The sequence below is a fragment of the Mesorhizobium sanjuanii genome (assembly GCF_002529485.1).
GTDB lineage: Bacteria > Pseudomonadota > Alphaproteobacteria > Rhizobiales > Rhizobiaceae > Mesorhizobium > Mesorhizobium sanjuanii.
Genome location: NZ_NWQG01000063.1, coordinates 14946 through 32244, shown reverse-complemented (window position 1 = coordinate 32244; position 17299 = coordinate 14946). Strand labels below are relative to the sequence as shown.

The 17299-nt window shown below is 62.3% G+C and carries 21 protein-coding genes; 12 read left to right on the top strand and 9 right to left on the bottom strand.

Annotation, left to right across the window (positions count from 1 at the left end):
- Nucleotides 1–40: 40 nt before the first annotated feature.
- The 5 genes from CN311_RS11905 to hslV all read right to left on the bottom strand — a co-directional run bounded on the left by CN311_RS11905 (nt 41) and on the right by hslV (nt 4322).
- The gene (locus CN311_RS11905) at nt 41–1000 is read right to left on the bottom strand and encodes a DUF1402 family protein (protein ID WP_097573914.1); all 960 of its coding nucleotides are present in this window, start codon (nt 998–1000) and stop codon (nt 41–43) included.
- A 321-nt stretch (nt 1001–1321) separates the two neighbouring features.
- A complete protein-coding gene (hslU, locus tag CN311_RS11900) occupies nt 1322–2635 on the bottom strand; it encodes an ATP-dependent protease ATPase subunit HslU (RefSeq protein ID WP_097573913.1) in 1314 nt (437 codons plus the stop codon).
- A 5-nt stretch (nt 2636–2640) separates the two neighbouring features.
- Nucleotides 2641–3240, bottom strand: coding sequence for a DUF2585 domain-containing protein (locus CN311_RS11895; protein ID WP_097573912.1), 600 nt, complete (start codon nt 3238–3240; stop codon nt 2641–2643).
- Nucleotides 3241–3244: 4 nt separating this feature from the next.
- Nucleotides 3245–3781, bottom strand: a complete 537-nt coding sequence (locus tag CN311_RS11890) for a GNAT family N-acetyltransferase (protein WP_097573911.1) — start codon at nt 3779–3781, stop codon at nt 3245–3247.
- Entirely contained in the window at nt 3771–4322 is a 552-nt protein-coding gene (gene hslV / locus CN311_RS11885) for an ATP-dependent protease subunit HslV (RefSeq protein ID WP_097573910.1), read from the bottom strand. The genes CN311_RS11890 and hslV overlap by 11 nt, the downstream gene beginning before the upstream one ends.
- A 223-nt stretch (nt 4323–4545) precedes the next feature.
- Between hslV and hisB the strand changes: the two genes are divergently transcribed.
- The 10 genes from hisB to CN311_RS11835 all read left to right on the top strand — a co-directional run bounded on the left by hisB (nt 4546) and on the right by CN311_RS11835 (nt 10849).
- On the top strand, nt 4546–5145 hold the full coding sequence (hisB, locus tag CN311_RS11880; RefSeq protein ID WP_097573952.1) for an imidazoleglycerol-phosphate dehydratase HisB: 600 nt from the start codon (nt 4546–4548) through the stop codon (nt 5143–5145).
- A gap of 4 nt (nt 5146–5149) precedes the next feature.
- Nucleotides 5150–5623 (top strand): DUF2628 domain-containing protein, encoded by a 474-nt coding sequence (locus CN311_RS11875; protein WP_097573909.1) that lies wholly within the window; start codon nt 5150–5152, stop codon nt 5621–5623.
- Nucleotide 5624: 1 nt separating this feature from the next.
- Nucleotides 5625–6275 (top strand): imidazole glycerol phosphate synthase subunit HisH, encoded by a 651-nt coding sequence (gene hisH, locus CN311_RS11870; protein ID WP_097573908.1) that lies wholly within the window; start codon nt 5625–5627, stop codon nt 6273–6275.
- 6 nt (nt 6276–6281) lie between these two features.
- On the top strand, nt 6282–6572 hold the full coding sequence (locus tag CN311_RS11865) for a DUF1330 domain-containing protein (protein WP_097573907.1): 291 nt from the start codon (nt 6282–6284) through the stop codon (nt 6570–6572).
- 2 nt (nt 6573–6574) lie between these two features.
- Nucleotides 6575–7324: a 1-(5-phosphoribosyl)-5-[(5-phosphoribosylamino)methylideneamino]imidazole-4-carboxamide isomerase gene (gene hisA, locus CN311_RS11860; protein WP_097573906.1), complete on the top strand. Its 750-nt coding sequence runs from the start codon at nt 6575–6577 to the stop codon at nt 7322–7324.
- Complete coding sequence (locus CN311_RS11855; RefSeq protein WP_097573905.1) at nt 7321–8157, top strand: arginase family protein; 837 nt, start codon at nt 7321–7323, stop codon at nt 8155–8157. The genes hisA and CN311_RS11855 overlap by 4 nt, the downstream gene beginning before the upstream one ends.
- Complete coding sequence (gene hisF / locus CN311_RS11850) at nt 8154–8948, top strand: imidazole glycerol phosphate synthase subunit HisF (protein WP_165779676.1); 795 nt, start codon at nt 8154–8156, stop codon at nt 8946–8948. Before CN311_RS11855 ends, hisF begins: the two co-directional genes overlap by 4 nt.
- A gap of 71 nt (nt 8949–9019) precedes the next feature.
- On the top strand, nt 9020–9346 hold the full coding sequence (locus CN311_RS11845) for a phosphoribosyl-ATP diphosphatase (protein WP_097573951.1): 327 nt from the start codon (nt 9020–9022) through the stop codon (nt 9344–9346).
- Nucleotides 9347–9370: 24 nt separating this feature from the next.
- Nucleotides 9371–10330, top strand: coding sequence for a type I pantothenate kinase (gene coaA, locus CN311_RS11840; protein WP_097573903.1), 960 nt, complete (start codon nt 9371–9373; stop codon nt 10328–10330).
- An 81-nt stretch (nt 10331–10411) separates the two neighbouring features.
- Nucleotides 10412–10849 (top strand): GtrA family protein, encoded by a 438-nt coding sequence (locus tag CN311_RS11835; RefSeq protein ID WP_165779675.1) that lies wholly within the window; start codon nt 10412–10414, stop codon nt 10847–10849.
- Here CN311_RS11835 and CN311_RS11830 read toward each other — a convergent pair.
- The 4 genes from CN311_RS11830 to CN311_RS11815 form a co-directional block, all read right to left on the bottom strand.
- Entirely contained in the window at nt 10846–11463 is a 618-nt protein-coding gene (locus CN311_RS11830; protein WP_097573950.1) for an alpha-ketoglutarate-dependent dioxygenase AlkB family protein, read from the bottom strand. The two genes, CN311_RS11835 and CN311_RS11830, sit on opposite strands and share 4 nt — an antisense overlap.
- 102 nt (nt 11464–11565) lie before the next feature.
- Complete coding sequence (gene lysM / locus CN311_RS11825; RefSeq protein WP_097573901.1) at nt 11566–12039, bottom strand: peptidoglycan-binding protein LysM; 474 nt, start codon at nt 12037–12039, stop codon at nt 11566–11568.
- Nucleotides 12040–12146: 107 nt separating this feature from the next.
- Nucleotides 12147–12581, bottom strand: a complete 435-nt coding sequence (gene arfB, locus CN311_RS11820; protein ID WP_097573900.1) for an alternative ribosome rescue aminoacyl-tRNA hydrolase ArfB — start codon at nt 12579–12581, stop codon at nt 12147–12149.
- Nucleotides 12582–12712: 131 nt separating this feature from the next.
- Entirely contained in the window at nt 12713–14323 is a 1611-nt protein-coding gene (locus CN311_RS11815; protein ID WP_097573898.1) for a phosphoenolpyruvate carboxykinase, read from the bottom strand.
- Between the two features lie 320 nt (nt 14324–14643).
- Between CN311_RS11815 and CN311_RS11810 the strand changes: the two genes are divergently transcribed.
- Nucleotides 14644–15345 (top strand): response regulator transcription factor, encoded by a 702-nt coding sequence (locus tag CN311_RS11810; RefSeq protein WP_081609615.1) that lies wholly within the window; start codon nt 14644–14646, stop codon nt 15343–15345.
- Between the two features lie 141 nt (nt 15346–15486).
- Nucleotides 15487–17271 (top strand): sensor histidine kinase, encoded by a 1785-nt coding sequence (locus CN311_RS11805; protein ID WP_097573896.1) that lies wholly within the window; start codon nt 15487–15489, stop codon nt 17269–17271.
- Nucleotides 17272–17299 lie beyond the last annotated feature (28 nt).

Genomic DNA, 17299 nt, shown 5'->3' with positions numbered 1-17299 from the left:
AGATAGTGCCCCATCCCGATTCAATCGGGATGGGCAGGCTCTAAAACAGCGCCTTGAGTTCCGGCAGCTTGTCGTTGACCAGCCAGCCGTAGTAATTTTCCTCCGGCAGCTTTTCCGGTTCGCCGGCGGCGCGGCGCTTGTCGTTCTCGGCCTTCAGCGCATAGGCGCGCTGCTCGGGATTGCCGACATTGTAGAGCGTCGCCGTAATGCCGGGATTGCCCGATATGTCGAAGCCGGCAATGTCATTGTAGGCATCGATCGATTTCCTGATCGTCGCCGCGACGTAGGGCAGGGTGAGATCGGGATCCATGATGGTCTTGTAGACCGCGTTCGGATCGCCGACGTCGAGCCTCGGCAGGCCGGAAACCTGGTGCACGAGATCGCTCATCTGCAGCGCGGTCAGCGGGTTGAGCTGGCCAAGGCCGAAGGTCTGGCCGGCATAGTAGGGTTGGAAGAATGTCGCGCCGAAACGATCGTTGGGAAAGCTTGTCCCGCCGACGCTCTTGCCGCGAAACGAGCGGTTCCACACCTGCTCGCGGCACTCCCACAGATCGTAGCTGTCCGATTTGCCGGCGCATTTCTGGAATTGCGGCCGTTGCACGAAATCGGTGATGTCCTCGCCATCATAGGCGAAGGACAATTTGCTCGACAGATAGGAGATCGCCTTGACGTAATAGGTCTGCAGCCGGTCGTAGGCGTCGACATTGTAGGTGTGCTCGCCGACGATGGCGCCGACGATGTGCAGGGGATCGATGCCATAGGCCGCCGCTGCCTGGCGGATCTTGCCGCGAAGCCCGGCATCGTTCTGGAGCAGCGCATAGACCTTGCGGTACTTTGCCTGGAAGGTGGTGTTGGTGGCCTGGGTGCGCCGGCTGGAGGCACCCGGTATGTCGGGCTGCTCGGCGTTGCGGTTTCCTGGCGGCACCAAGGCGGCCGCTTGCGCGCCGAACATGGCTGCCGCGAGCGTCAGCCCGAGAATGACGAGGATCAGTTTTTTCATGCGCCGCCGCCCTGTAACAGCGCATGACCCCGAACCGAAGGTTCCGCGTCAGCGACTATCAGAATCGATTTCGCTGGGGATCATGCGCCAAATCATGTGCTACAGCGTCCTTCGTTCGTCCAATCGACGCAGCGCCGTAGTCGCCGGGCAAACTAGGTAAAGCTGTGGTTTGAGTCGAGAGCCCCGTCGTCCTCCAAGGCGGAAGGTGGCCAGATGCTTCCATTTGGCCACACATTAGAGCGACGTGCGTCCATTCGGACGCACAAAGTACGCTCTAAGATCTTGAATCTTCGGCTTGCGAACCCGACCGGCGCCCTTCCTTTACAGGATGAATCGCGACAAATCTGTGTTTCTGGACAAGTCGCCGACATGCTTTTCAACATAGGCGGCGTCGATGGTGACGGCTGTGCCGTTGCGGTCCGGCGCATCGTAGGAAATCTCGTCCAGCACCCTTTCCATCACCGTCTGCAGGCGTCTGGCGCCGATATTCTCGACACTGGCGTTGAGATCGACGGCGATGCCGGCAAGCGAATCGATGGCGTCGTCAGTGAAGACGAGATCGACACCCTCGGTCCTCATCAGCGCGATATACTGCTTGATCAGGCTGGCCTCTGTCTCGGTCAGGATCCGTACGAAATCGTCCTTCTCCAGCGCCCTGAGTTCGACACGGATCGGCAGGCGGCCTTGCAATTCCGGCAACAGGTCCGACGGCTTGGCGACATGGAACGCACCCGATGCAATGAACAGGATGTGATCTGTCTTCACCGGGCCGTATTTGGTCGCCACCGTGGTGCCCTCGACCAGCGGCAGCAGATCGCGCTGCACGCCTTCGCGCGACACACCGGCGCCGATGCCGCCTTCGCGCGAGGCGATCTTGTCGATCTCGTCGAGGAAGACGATGCCGTCGTTTTCGGTCGATTCGAGCGCCCGGCGCACCACTTCGTCCTGGTCGAGCAGCTTGTCGGACTCGTCGCCGACCAGCAGCGCGTAGGACTCCTTCACCGTCGTCTTGCGCGTCTTGGTCTTCTGGCCGCCCATCGCCTTTGACAGCATGTCGTTGATGTTGAGCACGCCGATATTGGCCCCCGGCATGCCGGGAATCTCGAAGCCGGGCATGCCGCCATTGCCGGTATCGGCCACCTCGATCTCGATCTCCTTGTCGTCGAGTTCGCCGTCGCGCAGCTTCTTGCGGAAGCTATCGCGCGTCGCCGGGCTCGCCGTCTTGCCGACAAGCGCTTCCAGCACCCGTTCCTCGGCGTTGACATGCGCGCGCGCCTTGACGTCCTCGCGCATCTTCTCGCGCACCAGGCCGATGGCGATCTCGACCAGGTCGCGGATGATCTGCTCGACGTCGCGGCCGACATAGCCGACCTCGGTGAACTTGGTCGCCTCGACCTTGACGAAGGGCGCACCGGCAAGCCGTGCCAGGCGGCGCGAAATCTCGGTCTTGCCGACGCCGGTCGGGCCGATCATCAGGATGTTCTTCGGCATCACCTCTTCGCGCATCTGGCCTTCGAGCTGCTGGCGGCGCCAGCGGTTGCGCAGGGCGATGGCCACGGCGCGCTTGGCGTCCTTCTGGCCGATGATGAAGCGGTCGAGCTCCGAAACGATTTCGCGGGGAGAAAATGTGCTCATGTCACTCAAATTCCACTTTGCCACTGCCGGATGGACTCGAACGGATGCAGCAGCATGATCACGTTGAGCGTCAGATTGTCCCGGATAAAGTAGCCGGTGCCCAGTTCGAAGATCAGGGCGAGGCTGACGATCACCCATATAGGAAGCCTTCGCGCCATCACAAATCCCAGCGCCATGGCCAGCGTGTCCGAGACCGAATTGATGATGCTGTCGCCATAATAATCGAGCGAAATCGTGCCGGCGCGATAGCGCTCGATGATGAAGGGGCTGTTCTCGAGCAGCTCCCAGCCGCCCTCTATGGCCACAGCGAAGGCCAGCCGGAGCCCGATCGGCGAACGCGGGAACAGGAATTGCGCCAGCGCATAGAACAGGAAGCCGTGAATGATGTGGGAGGGCGTGTACCAGTCGGAAATATGCTGGGAATTCTCCGAACTCTGCACCACCCCATGCCAGAGTTTCACATAGCCGCAGGTGCAGATCGGCGGATGGCCCATGCCGTAGAGGACACCGGCCTGGAAGATGACCAGGGCCAGCACGAGCAGAAGCCCCATCCGCCAACTGTCTTCATAGGCCGACAGGGTCTTGTCGGCGTCGGATGTGCCCATGCTGCTATTGCCCCTCTTCGGCGTCGTCCAGGTCAGCGCCGACCGCCATCAAGAGGGCGTCGCCATATTCCGATTGCCTGCGATCGATAGCCCGGAATCCGGCCTTTTCATAGGCGCGGATGGCCCGCCCGTTGGCAGGATGCGGGTCGATGATGACACGCGGCGCACCCTCCTCGAAGAGCTCCTGCACGAATTGCCGCACAATGGCCGAGCCATGGCCGCACCCGACCAGCTCCGGCCTGCCGATCGACAGGTCGATGCCGAGCGTCCCGAACGGCTGGTCGCGATAGGGATGGCCGTCTTCCAGATGCGGATCGTAGCTCTGCAGATAGCCGATCGGCCGGCCGTCGAGTTCGATGATCAACGGTTCGACGGAAATCGAATCGATATGCTCGCGGATATCGGCGATCTCTTTTTCCGGGTCGCCCCACCATTCCGCGACATGCGGCTCGGCCAGCCAGCCGGCGATCATCGGCAGGTCCTTTTCGGTCACCGGCCGAAATTGGTATCTATCTTCCTGTTTGACCCGCTCAGGCGGCATCGAGCGTTTCGATGACAAAATTGTTATTGGTGTAGACGCAGATATCGGACGCGATCTGCATCGCCTTGCGGGCGATCTCCTCGGCGTCCTTATCGCTGTCCATCAGCGCGCGCGCTGCGGCCAGCGCATAATTGCCGCCCGAACCGATGGCCATGACGCCAAATTCGGGTTCCAGCACGTCGCCGGTGCCGGTCAGCGCCAGCGAAACCGACTTGTCGGCAACCAACATCATCGCTTCCAGCCGGCGCAGATAGCGGTCGGTGCGCCAGTCCTTGGCGAGTTCGACGCAGGCGCGCGTCAACTGGTCCGGATATTGTTCGAGCTTGGCTTCCAGCCGCTCCAGAAGGGTGAAGGCATCCGCTGTGGCGCCGGCGAAACCGGCAATGACATTGCCGCCCTTGCCGATGCGGCGCACCTTTTTGGCATTGCCCTTCATGATGGTCTGGCCAAGGCTGACCTGGCCGTCGCCGGCGATGACCACCTTGCTGCCCTTGCGCACCGTCACGATGGTCGTGGCGTGCATGGTCAGTTCATTCGACATTTGTTGCTCCGATTCGTGCCATCCCATCAAAGGCGATTGGCGCGGTACGAGTGACTTTGATCGGCCATATGTATGCATGGGGTGAACGATTGCAAACCGGCCATCCGCAGGGCGCATACCGCCTCGCATGGCAACTGGCAATCGCCGGATCATGCTGCTAGAAGGCTTTCGTTTTCAAGCGGGTGAGCGCCAAAGCGTGCAAACCTGGGACAAGGACAAGATCATGGCGCAGCGTTCCGCCGACATAAGCCGAAAGACCAGGGAAACCGATATTTCCGTATCGGTCCATGTCGACGGCTCTGGCAAGTCCGATATCGCGACAGGCGTCGGCTTCTTCGACCATATGCTCGACCAGTTGTCGCGCCACTCGCTGATCGACATGTCGGTCAAGGCCAAGGGCGACCTGCATATCGATGATCACCACACGGTCGAGGACACCGGCATTGCGCTCGGTCAGGCGCTGGCCAAGGCGCTGGCCGAGCGGCGCGGCATCATGCGCTATGCCTCGATCGATCTCGCCATGGACGAGACGCTGACCAGGGCGGCGATCGATGTCTCCGGCCGCCCTTTCCTGGTCTGGAACGTCTCCTTCTCGTCGCCGAAGATCGGCACGTTCGACACCGAATTGGTGCGCGAGTTCTTCCAGGCCCTGGCGCAGAATGCCGGCATCACGCTGCATGTCACCAACCACTATGGCGCCAACAACCACCATATCGCCGAAACCTGCTTCAAGGCGGTGGCCCGCGTGTTGCGGGCAGCCCTTGAACCCGACCCGCGCCAGCCGAACGCGGTTCCTTCCACCAAGGGGTCGCTGAAGGGGTAGGCTGATGGCCATCTATGTCGTGATGGAGCCGCCGGGCAGCAGTGATAAGGCCGATACGGCCTTTGTCCGCGACGGCTTTTCCTGGCTCGGCTTCCTGGTGCCGCCGCTGTGGCTGCTTTGGCATCGCTTGTGGATGGAAGCGGCTCTGGCCTTTGTCGCCATGGCGGCACTTTCGATGCTTGCCGAAAAACTGAGCCTCGGGCTGCCCGGCTCGCTGCTGTCGCTGCTCGTATCGCTCTATGTCGGGCTGGAGGGCGCGGCCTTGCGGATTGCAGCACTGCGCCGCCGTGGCTGGCATGAATGGGGCGTCGTCGAGGCCGACAGGCTCGACGATGCCGACACGCGCTATGCACTGGAAGCCGAGGCGCATGCGGACGAACAGGCGCCTATGCCGCGCATCGTGCCGGACGCCGCCCTTGCCCGACCGGCGCAGATGGGCATGACGCTGGGATTGACCCATATTCCGGGAAAGCCCTGACATGCGGGTTGCCATCATCGACTACGGTTCGGGCAATCTGCGCTCGGCCACCAAGGCCTTCGAGCGCGCCGCGCACGAAGCCGGCATTGCCGCGACCATCGACCTGACCGCGGATGCCGAACGCGTCCGCACCGCCGACCGCATCGTCCTGCCCGGCGTCGGCGCCTATGCCGATTGCGCGGCGGGCTTACGCGCCGTAGAGGGCATGTGGGATGCGGTGGAAGAGGTCGCGATCGCCAGGGGACGGCCGTTTCTCGGCATCTGTGTCGGCATGCAACTGATGTCGGAGCGTGGTCTGGAAAAGACTGTGACAAAAGGCTTCGGCTGGATCGCCGGCGACGTCAAGGAAATCACGCCTTCCGATCCCGCGCTCAAGATTCCGCAGATCGGCTGGAACACGATCGACCTCAAGCGCAAGCATCCGCTGTTTTCCGGCATTGCCACCGGAGCCAAGGGATTGCACGCCTATTTCGTCCATTCCTATCATCTCGATGCGACGAAGCCGGACGAAGCGCTGGCCATCGCCGACTATGGCGGCCCGGTGACGGCCGCTGTTGCCCGCGACAATATTGTGGGGACGCAATTCCATCCCGAAAAGAGCCAGGCGCTTGGCCTGGCGCTGATCACCAATTTCCTGCGCTGGAGGCCTTGAGGGATCATGAGCAAGAAGGGCTATTGGCTGGTGATGCTGACGGTGACCAATCCGGAGGGCTACCAGCGCTATCGCGACGCCATTGGCGATGCCGTCTCGCGCTTCGGCGGCCGCTATCTCGTGCGCGGCGGACAGGTCACGAACCCCGAGGGATCGGACTTCGACCGGCATGTCGTGGTCGAGTTCGACTCCTATGAGACGGCGCTGAGCTGTTACCGGTCTCCGGCCTACCAGACGGCGCTGCAAAACCGCGTTGCATCTTCCACCGGCCATTTCGCGATCGTCGAGGGCGCCTGAAAGTGATCCTGTTCCCGGCCATCGACCTCAAGGACGGCAAATGCGTGCGCCTGAAGCACGGCGATATGGCGACCGCGACGATCTACAATGACGACCCCGGAGCCCAGGCCAAAGCCTTTGAGGAACAAGGCTTCAAATGGCTGCACGTCGTCGACCTCAATGGCGCCTTCAAGGGCCAGAGCGTTAACAGCGCGGCAGTCGGTTCCATCCTCAAGGCCACGAAGAACCCGGTTCAGCTCGGCGGCGGCATCCGCACGATTGCGCAGATCGAGGACTGGCTCGACCGCGGGCTTGCCCGGGTCATCCTTGGCACCGTCGCGGTGCGTGATCCCGATCTCGTCAGGCAGGCCTGCAAGGCCTTTCCGGGAAAGATCGCCGTCGGCATCGACGCCAAGGGCGGCAAGGTGGCGGTCGAGGGCTGGGCCGAGGCATCGAGCCTCGGCGTCATTGAACTGGCAAAAAAATTCGAGGGCGCGGGCGTCGCCGCCATCATCTACACCGACATCGACCGCGACGGGGTGCTGACCGGTATCAACTGGGACGCCACCATCGATCTCGCCGAGGCGGTGTCGATCCCGGTGATCGCCTCGGGAGGTCTCGCCTCGATCGCCGACATCGTACGCATGACCATGCCCGATGCATGCAAACTCGAAGGCGCGATCTCGGGCCGCGCGCTCTATGACGGCCGCATCGACCCGGCCGAGGCGCTGGCGATCCTGGCGTCTGGAGCGGAGAAGGCGAGGGCGCGATGAAACTCTCGATCATCCTCGCACCTTATGACAGCGGCCACTTTCACGGCGGCTGCGGCCAGGGGCCAGATGCGCTGATATCAGGCGGGCTGGTCGAAGCCATGACGCTGGCCGGGCACGACATTGCCGTCAAGGATATCGGCAAGGTCGGCGACGCGCAGGAGCGCGAAATTGCAACGGGCTTCGCGGTCTGCAATGCCGTCGCAGCCGAAGTTCAGGCGGCCCGTGACAATGGCCGGGTTCCCATCGTTCTTGCAGGCAACTGCCTGACCAGCGCTGGTGCGGTCGCCGGCGAGGACGCCGATGCGATCGTCTGGGCCGACCAGCATGGCGACCTCAACACGCCCGAAACATCGATATACGGCTTTCTCGACGGCATGGCGCTGGCCACAGTGCTGGGGCTTTGCTGGCGGCCAATGGCATCGGCCATTCCTGGCTTCCATGCGATCGACCCTTCGTGCTGCGTGCTCGTCGATGCCCGCGATCTCGATCCCGCGGAAACTGAACTGCTGGCGACGCTGCCTGTCATTCGAACGGAATGCCCTGGTGTAGCCAAGGCCGCTGAACGGCTGATTGCCGCTGGTGCGAAGCGCACGCATCTGCATCTCGATCTGGATGTTCACGACCCCGAGGAATTGCAGGCGAACCGTTATGCGCATCCGGGCGGGCCCGCCCCTGCGGAGTTGCGCCAGGCGGTCTGCGATTTGGCCCGGTTGTTGCCCGTCGTCGGCATCACCATTTCGGCCTACGACCCGGCATTTGACGCACGGGGCGACGTGCCGCCACTGGTCGGCCAATTGCTCACCGATCTGCTCGCCACGGTGGAGAGAAGCTGATGCTGAAGGCCCGCGTCATTCCCTGTCTCGACGTCAAAAACGGCCGCGTCGTCAAGGGCGTCAATTTCGTCGACCTGGTCGATGCCGGTGATCCGGTCGAGGCGGCCAAGGCCTATGATGCCGCCGGCGCCGACGAACTCTGCTTTCTCGACATCACCGCTTCATCCGACAATCGCGAAACCATCTTCGATGTCGTTGCCCGCACGGCCGAGCAATGCTTCATGCCGCTGACGGTCGGCGGCGGCGTTCGCCAGGTCGCCGACATCAGGAAGTTGCTGCTGGCCGGCGCCGACAAGGTGTCGATCAACACGGCGGCGGTGAAGAACCCGGATTTCGTCACCGAGGCGGCCGACAAGTTCGGCAACCAGTGCATCGTCGTCGCCATCGACGCCAAGAAGGTCTCCGGCAAGGGCGAGGCCGACCGCTGGGAAATCTTCACCCATGGCGGCCGCGAAAAGACCGGCATCGACGCGGTCGATTTCGCCCGGCGGATGGTCGAGCGCGGCGCCGGCGAGATTCTTTTGACGTCGATGGATCGCGACGGCACCAAGGCCGGCTACGACATTGCCCTGACCCGCGCGGTGGCCGACGCGGTGCGCGCGCCGGTTATCGCTTCCGGTGGCGTCGGCACGCTCGATCATCTGGTCGAGGGCATTCGCGACGGCCATGCGGGTGCTGTGCTGGCGGCATCGATCTTCCATTTCGGCACCTATTCCATCGCCGAAGCCAAGGCGCATATGGCCCGTGCCGGGCTGCCGATGCGACTGGACTCGCCGGCTCATCGGGCTTAAGGCATGATCCCGAAAAGTGGAAACCGGTTTTCGGAAAAGATTATGCTTAAACAAGCAGATAGATGACTGCCATGGCTCAATTTTCGCTCGCCGAGCTGGAAAAGATCATCAATCAACGCGCCCATTCCGGCGACCCGGAGTCATGGACCGCGAAACTGTTTGCCAAAGGCATCGACAAGGCCGCGCAGAAGCTCGGCGAAGAGGCGGTCGAAACGGTGATCGCAGCCGTCGGCGACGACAAAAAAGCTCTCGTTTCGGAAAGTGCGGATCTTATATATCATTGGCTCGTCGTTCTCGGCATCGCAGGGGTTCCGCTAAGCGACGTGCTCAAGGAGCTCGAGACCCGCACCGGGCGTTCGGGCATCGCCGAAAAGGCGTCCCGGCAGGACCGGGGCTGATCGCTGCGGAGGGCAGGAGACTCGATGGACCAGCTCGCTCCCACCGAGAAGTATTCGCCCTATCGTTTCTTCTCGGCCGAGCAATGGTCGCAGTTCCGCGCCGACACGCCGCTGACGCTCAGCGAAGATGAAATCAACCGCCTGCGCTCGCTCAACGACCCGGTCGACCTCCAGGAGGTCAAGCGCATCTATCTTTCGCTGTCGCGGCTCTTGTCTGCGCATGTCGAGGCCAGCCAGTTGCTGTTCAGGCAACGGCAGGCCTTCTTCAACGCGCAGGATATCGTCAAGACGCCCTTCATCATCGGCATTGCCGGCTCCGTCGCTGTCGGCAAGTCGACCACGGCGCGCGTGCTCAAGGAATTGCTGGCGCGCTGGCCCTCGAGCCCCAAGGTCGATCTTGTCACCACCGACGGCTTCCTTTTGCCGAACGAAATCCTGCGCCGCGACAATCTGATGGAACGCAAGGGCTTTCCCGACAGCTATGATGTCGGCGCGCTGCTGCGGTTCCTGTCGGGGATAAAGTCGGCGCAGCGCAATGTCCGCGCACCCGTCTATTCGCACCTGACCTACGACGTCATTCCCGGCGAGTTCCAAACCATCGACCGGCCGGACATATTGATCTTCGAGGGTATCAACGTCCTGCAGCCGGGCAAGCTGCCGAAAGACGGCAAGATCGTGCCGTTCCTGTCGGATTTCTTCGATTTCGCCATCTACATCGATGCCGAAGAAGAGCTGATCCATCAGTGGTACATCGCCCGCTTCATGCGGCTGCGCGAGACCGCTTTCCGCAACCCGGACTCCTTCTTCCACCGCTATTCGCAGCTTTCGCAAGGAGCGGCCCGCGCCATCGCCGAAGGCCTGTGGGCCAACATCAACCTGAAGAATTTGCGCGAGAACATCCTGCCGACCAGGGCCCGCGCCGATCTCATCCTGCGCAAGGGCGCCAACCACCTGGTCGAGGAAGTGGCGCTGAGGAAGCTGTAGCGGCGTAGTTAACGGCGCCTTAGCCTATCCTGACTAGCGTCGGGCAAATTCCAGTGGGGCCGGAAGCGGTCTGTGATCGATATGCCTGCAACGCGCCTGCCTGACATTTCCACGTCGCGCACCACATTTGCGCCGCGACGGTTGCTGAAATTCGCTTCGGTCGGACTTGCGGCCACGGTCGTCTACGCAATTTGTGCCAGCCTCTTTACCAGTGCCGGGTCAGGATATCTGTCGCCGGCTTTGGCCTCGCTCGCTGCCTATGCGGTCGCGGCGATCTTCTCCTATCTCGGCCACAAGTTCTTCACCTTCATGTCGGCCGGTTCGCATCGCTTCGAGGCGCCGCGTTTCGCTGTGCTGACCGGCTGCGGCCTTGCCGTTGCCTATCTCCTGCCAGCGCTTCTCGTCGGGCGCTTCGGCCTGCCCGTCTGGGTTCCGATCCTGCTCACTTGCGTTCTCATTCCGGTGGTCAACTTTGTCGTTCTCGACCGCTGGATCTTTTCCGGCCGTTCCCACGGCTAGACAGGCAGCGTCACCCGCCGCAGCGTCAGATTGATCCGCCCGCCATTCCTGAGCAATGCAGAGGTCGACGGATAGATGCGGTCGACGCCGTGAAAGCTGAGGCGGCCTTCGCCGCCAAGCACGACGACATCGCCACTCTTCAGCCTGAACGACTTCGTGCCGCCCTCACGCGTGTTCTGGCCAACCCGAAACAGGCAATCGTCGCCGAGCGAGACGGAGACGACCGGCGCCGAGAAATCGGTCTCGTCGCGGTCCTGGTGAAGACCCATCTTGGCGTCCTGCGCGTAGAAATTGACCAGGCAAGCCTCAGGTGGATACGGATAGGCGGACACCTCGCGCCACAGTTCCAGCAGCGCCTCCGGGATCGGCGGCCAGGGCGCTCCGGTCACCGGGTGCGTCGGCTGGTAGCGATAGCCGCGCTCCTTGTCGGTGACCCAGCCGAGCGGGCCGCAATTGGTCATGCGCACGCTCATCTCCTTGCCGGTGCGCGGCATCGCCGGCACGAACAGGGGCGCTTTCTGCACGACCCGTCTCACCTCCTCGACCAGCGCTTCCTGCGCGGCGCGGGACAGGTAGCCGGGCATATGGCGTACGCCTTTGGGTAAAACGAGCATCAGCCTGGGCGCTTCATCAGCTTCATCCGGCGACAATGCCACCAACAAACCAAAACGGCGACCCGAAAGCCGCCGTTCTTGAGTTGCGATCCACTTTCGGTCCTAGACGAGATCGGGTATCCGCAGGACCTGCCCCGGATAGATCTTGTCGGGATGGGTCAGCATCGGCTTGTTGGCCTCGAAGATGATGTTGTTCTTCGCGCCCTTGCCCTTGCCGTAGCTCTTTTCGGCGATCTTCCAGAGGTTGTCGCCTTTCTTGACCGTATAAAAGGTCGGCTCCTTGGCCGGCGTCGCGGGCGCGCCGGCTTCCGGGGTGGCAACCTGCAATTCGTCGGCCTGCACCTTGGACACGCCGAGCGTGTTGCCAACGGCGATGACCGCCTTTTCGAAGATCGACTGGTCCTTGACCACGCCCTTCAGCACGGCCGTGTCGCCCTTGACGACGACTTCCACATTGTCGGTGCCGAGATCGTGCGAATCGAGTTCCTTCTTGAGCGTATCGGCGGTCGGCTCAGCCTCATCGCCGCCGAAGCCGAGCTTCTTGCCGACGCCCTTGACGAAATCAAACATGCCCATCTGTAGTCTCCCTTGCTGTGGCCGACATCGAACTTGCCATCTGCAACCTTGAATTGGAAGCTGTTTCGACCGCGCAATTGATGTCGCTGAAACCTGCCTTGTGCATCCTAATCGTCGGCGATACGACCGCGCAGTTTTTTCACTGTCGACCGTCCGGCTTTCGTCTTAAGGCGGCGTTCGACCGCGCCTTTCGACGGCTTCGTCTTCTTGCGCGGCGGCGGCGGCGGCTCGGCGGCCTTGGCCACAAGCGCCGTCAGCCTCGACCGTGCATCGGCCCGGTTCTGCTCCTGCGTGCGAAACCGCCCGGCCTCGATGACGATGACGCCGTCCTTGGTGGCGCGCTGACCGGCAAGCTTTATGGTCCGCGCGCGCACGCGTTCCGACAGGCCCGATGCATTGGCCGCATCGAAGCGCAACTGCACCGCCGTCGCCACCTTGTTGACGTTCTGGCCGCCCGGGCCGGACGAACGGATAAAGTCCTCGTGCAGATCGCCCGGATGGATCACCGCATCGTCGGCAATGATGATCTTGTCGTCGTTCATGCCGCAGTCATGGCGCGACGAGTGAAAAAAGAAAAGGCCCGATCCCCGGGTCGGACCTTCCCGATCCCCGGGTCGGACCTTCCCGATCCCGCATCGGGTCTTTGCAATGCGTTCAGCCTGTCCGAAGAGCTTTACTCGGCGGCTTCCTGCAGGCGAGGTGCGGCGCCCAGCACCGTGGCGTCGACATGGGTTTCGAATTTTTCGAAATTAACCGCGAACATGCCGACCAGCCTGGTCGCCTGTCGATCATAGGCCGACGTATCGGTCCAGGTCGATCTCGGATCGAGGATGGCGGGATCCACGCCGGCGACCGCCACTGGCACTTCGAAGCCAAAGTTGGCGTCGGTGCGGAAATCGGCCGTCTTCAGCGAGCCGTTGAGGGCCGCGGCAAGCAGCGCCCGCGTTGCCTTGATCGGCATCCGCTTGCCGGTGCCGTAGGCGCCGCCGGTCCAGCCGGTGTTGACCAGCCAGCAGTCGACGCCGTGGCGGGCGATCAGCTCGCGCAGCAGATTGCCATATTCCGACGGATGGCGCGGCATGAACGGTGCGCCGAAACAGGTCGAAAATGTCGCTTCGGGCTCGGTCACCCCCTTTTCGGTTCCCGCCACCTTGGCGGTATAGCCGGAGAGGAAATGATACATCGCCTGCGCCGGCGTCAGCCGCGCGATCGGCGGCATCACGCCGAACGCGTCGGCGGTCAGCATGATGATGTTCTTCGGGTGGTTGGCGCGCCCCGTCCTGCTGGCATTGGCGATGAAGTCGAGCGGATAGGCGCAGCGCGTATTCTCGGTCAGCCTGCCGTCGTCGAAATCCGGCACGCGGGCCGCGTCGAGCACGACATTCTCAAGCACGGTGCCGAAGCGCTGGGTGGTGGCGAAGATTTCCGGCTCGGCTTCCGCCGAAAGCTTTATCGTCTTGGCATAGCAGCCGCCTTCGAAATTGAAGATGCCGTGCGGACCCCAGCCGTGCTCGTCGTCGCCGATCAGCACACGCGAGGGGTCGGCCGACAGCGTCGTCTTGCCGGTTCCCGACAGGCCGAAAAAAACGGCTGCGTTGCCGTCGGCGCCTTCATTGGCCGAGCAATGCATCGGCATGACGCCTTTCGCCGGCAACAGATAGTTGAGCACGGTGAACACCGACTTCTTCATTTCGCCAGCATAGGAGGTGCCGCCGATCAGCACGATCATGCGCGAGAAGTCGACGGCGATCACCGTTTCGGTACGGGTGCCGTGGCGGGTCGGGTCGGCGCGGAACGACGGCAGGTCGATGATCGTCATGTCGGGCACGAAATGCTCGAGCGCGGCGGTCTCCGGGCGGATCAAAAGGTTGCGGATGAATAGCGAGTGCCAGGCAAGCTCCGTAATAACCCTGGTCGGCAGTTTCAGATCCTCGTCGGCGCCGCCGACCAGATCCTGCACATAAAGGTCCTTGTCCGCCGCATGCGCACGGAAATCGGCAAGCAGCGTGTCGAACTGGGCCGGCGAGATCGCCTTGTTGTTGTCCCACCACACATGCGGCTCGGTTGCGCCATCGCGCACGATGAATTTGTCCTTGGGCGAGCGGCCGGTGTGCTGCCCGGTCTCGGCGACGAGCGCGCCATGCGCGGTGAGCCGGGCCTCGCCACGGCGGATTGCTTCCTCATAAAGCGCGGGCGCCTCGAAATTGTAGCGCACCACGCCTGCGTTCCCCAGGCCGATCCGATCGATCGCGTATGCGGAATTGCGTTTGCCGGCTTCCGACATCAAGTGTTCCTTCTTCGATTTTGCCGCATCCTGACCGGCGAATTTCTGGCACCCAAAACGGTCAGAACCAGAAAAACCGAATGATATCAAATCATTAATCGATTTAAAAAATTTGAAAGTTGTTTAAATCGTTTATATGTGCAAAAAGTTAGGCGGTTGCCCAAAGGATTGGCGACCCTTGTTCGTCCAATCCATGTCGAGGTGCGCTTGTGGCCGCGGGTGACAGCGAGCGAAGCCTATGCCACATTTTGTACCTAATTTGTCCTGCAAAAGCCCCTTCTCTACCAAAGAAGGGACAGCTCATGAGGGAGCCGCTAGAAATGGCAACAATCGCGCTTGTCGACGACGACCGCAACATTCTGACGTCGGTGTCGATCGCCCTTGAGTCGGAGGGATATCGCGTCGAGACCTACACGGATGGGGCGTCGGCGCTGGAAGGCCTGGCGGCGCGTCCGCCGAATCTTGCCATCCTCGACATCAAGATGCCACGCATGGACGGCATGGAACTCTTGCGCCGGATGCGTCAGAAATCCGACCTGCCGGTGATCTTCCTGACCTCCAAGGACGACGAGATCGACGAGCTTTTCGGCCTCAAGATGGGCGCCGACGACTTCATCCGCAAACCCTTCTCGCAGCGTCTTCTGGTCGAGCGGGTCCGCGCCGTGCTGCGCCGGGCCAGCGCCCGCGAGGCGGCGGCCAAGACGCCCAACCAGCAAGCTCGCTCGCTCGAGCGCGGCCAGCTTGTCATGGACCAGGAGCGCCACACCTGCACCTGGAAGGGCGAGCCGGTGACGCTGACCGTCACCGAATTCCTAATCCTGCATTCGCTGGCTCAGCGTCCTGGCGTGGTAAAAAGCCGTGATGCGCTGATGGATTCGGCCTATGATGAGCAGGTCTATGTCGACGACCGCACCATCGACAGCCACATCAAGCGGCTGCGCAAGAAATTCAAGGCCGTCGATGACGACTTCGAGATGATCGAAACCCTTTACGGAGTCGGATACCGGTTCCGCGAAGCGTGAATAGGCGGTAGGCAGTAGGGAATAACCGGCAGTCAGTTTTGAATGGTGCGAGCGGCCACTCATGCATCGCCGCGATCTCTGCCAACCTTTCTCTATTCACTACTCACTACTCACTGATTACTAAGCAGGAGCTGCTATTCGATGGCAGTGGAAGCAGAGCGAATGAGACGGGCGGGCGCTGCCAGGCGCCCGTCGCGGATTCTGCCAGCGTTCCTGTCGAGAATCACGGTGCCGTTGCGCCGATTCCTTGGCCACCATATCTTTTCCAGCCTGACGCGGCGCATCCTCTTTCTCAACCTCGCCGGCCTGGCCGTGCTGGTCACTGGCATTCTCTACCTCAATACCTTCCGCGACGGGCTGATCGATGCCCGGGTCGAGAGCCTGATGACGCAGGGCGAGATCATCGCCGGCGCGATCGCCGCCTCGGCCACGGTCGAGACCGATTCGATCAGCATCGACCCGGAAAAGCTGCTCGAACTGCAAGCCGGCGAAAGCCTTGGCCCCGGCTCCGACCAGCTCGACAATCTGGATTTTCCCATCAATCCGGAGCGCGTCGCACCCGTGCTCAGGCGATTGATCTCGCCGACGCGCACGCGTGCCCGCATCTACGACCGCGATGCCAATCTGTTGCTCGATTCCCGCCATCTCTATTCGCGTGGCCAGATCCTTCGCTACGACCTGCCGCCGGTCGAGGAGGAGGAGCCCGACCTTGTCGAGCGAATCCAGAAATTCGTCTTCGACTTCTTCCGCAACACCGCATTGCCGGTCTACCACGAGCAGCCAGGCGGTAATGGCGCGGCTTTTCCGGAGGTGGTCAAGGCGCTCACCGGCAGCCCGTCGACCATTGTGCGGATTTCCGAACAGGGCGAGCAGATCGTCTCGGTCGCCGTGCCGATCCAGCGCTTCCGCGCCGTGCTTGGCGTGCTGTTGCTGTCGACCGAGGGCGGCGACATTGACAAGATCGTCGCGGCCGAGCGCAAGGCGATCCTGCGCGTCTTCGGCATTGCGGCGCTGGTTACCGCCATCCTGTCGATGCTTCTGGCCTCGACCATCGCCAACCCGCTGCGCCGGCTGTCGGCGGCGGCGGTCAGGGTGCGGCGCGGCGTCAAGAACCGCGAGGAAATCCCGGACTTCTCCGACCGCCAGGACGAGATCGGCAATCTGTCGATCGCCGTGCGCGATATGACCAACGCGCTCTATGCCCGTATCGAGGCGATTGAGAGTTTCGCGGCCGACGTCTCGCATGAGCTGAAGAACCCGCTCACCTCGCTGCGCAGCGCGGTGGAAACCTTGCCGCTGGCCAAGAACGACAATTCGCGCGGCCGGCTGATGGAGATCATCCAGCATGATGTGCGCCGCCTGGATCGTCTCATCACCGATATTTCCGATGCCTCCCGCCTTGACGCCGAGCTCGCGCGGGAAGATGCGGGAACGGTCGATCTGAAGAAATTCATCACCGACCTCGTCGCCGTCTCGCGCGAAACCACGCGCAACAAGAAGTCCGTCGAGATCGAGCTCAAGGTCGCCAAGCTGCCGCAGGGCGTCAAGGGCTACTTCGTCACCGGCCATGATCTGCGGATCGGCCAGGTCATCACCAATCTGATCGAGAATGCCCGCTCTTTCGTTCCCGAGGAACGCGGCCACATCGCCATTTCGCTGGAGCGCGCCGGCAAGGTCAACATCGTCACCATCGACGACAATGGTCCCGGCATCCGGGCCGACAATATCGAGCGCATCTTCGAGCGCTTCTACACAGACCGGCCGGCCGGCGAGGCGTTCGGCCAGAATTCAGGCCTTGGCCTGTCGATCAGCCGCCAGATCGTCGAAGCTCATGGCGGCACGCTGACGGCCGAGAACATCGCGGGCACCAAGCCCGGCGAAATCAAGGGCGCGCGCTTCGTCGTCACGCTGCCGGCCGAAGGTTAAGCATGATCCCGAAAAGTGGGAACCGGTT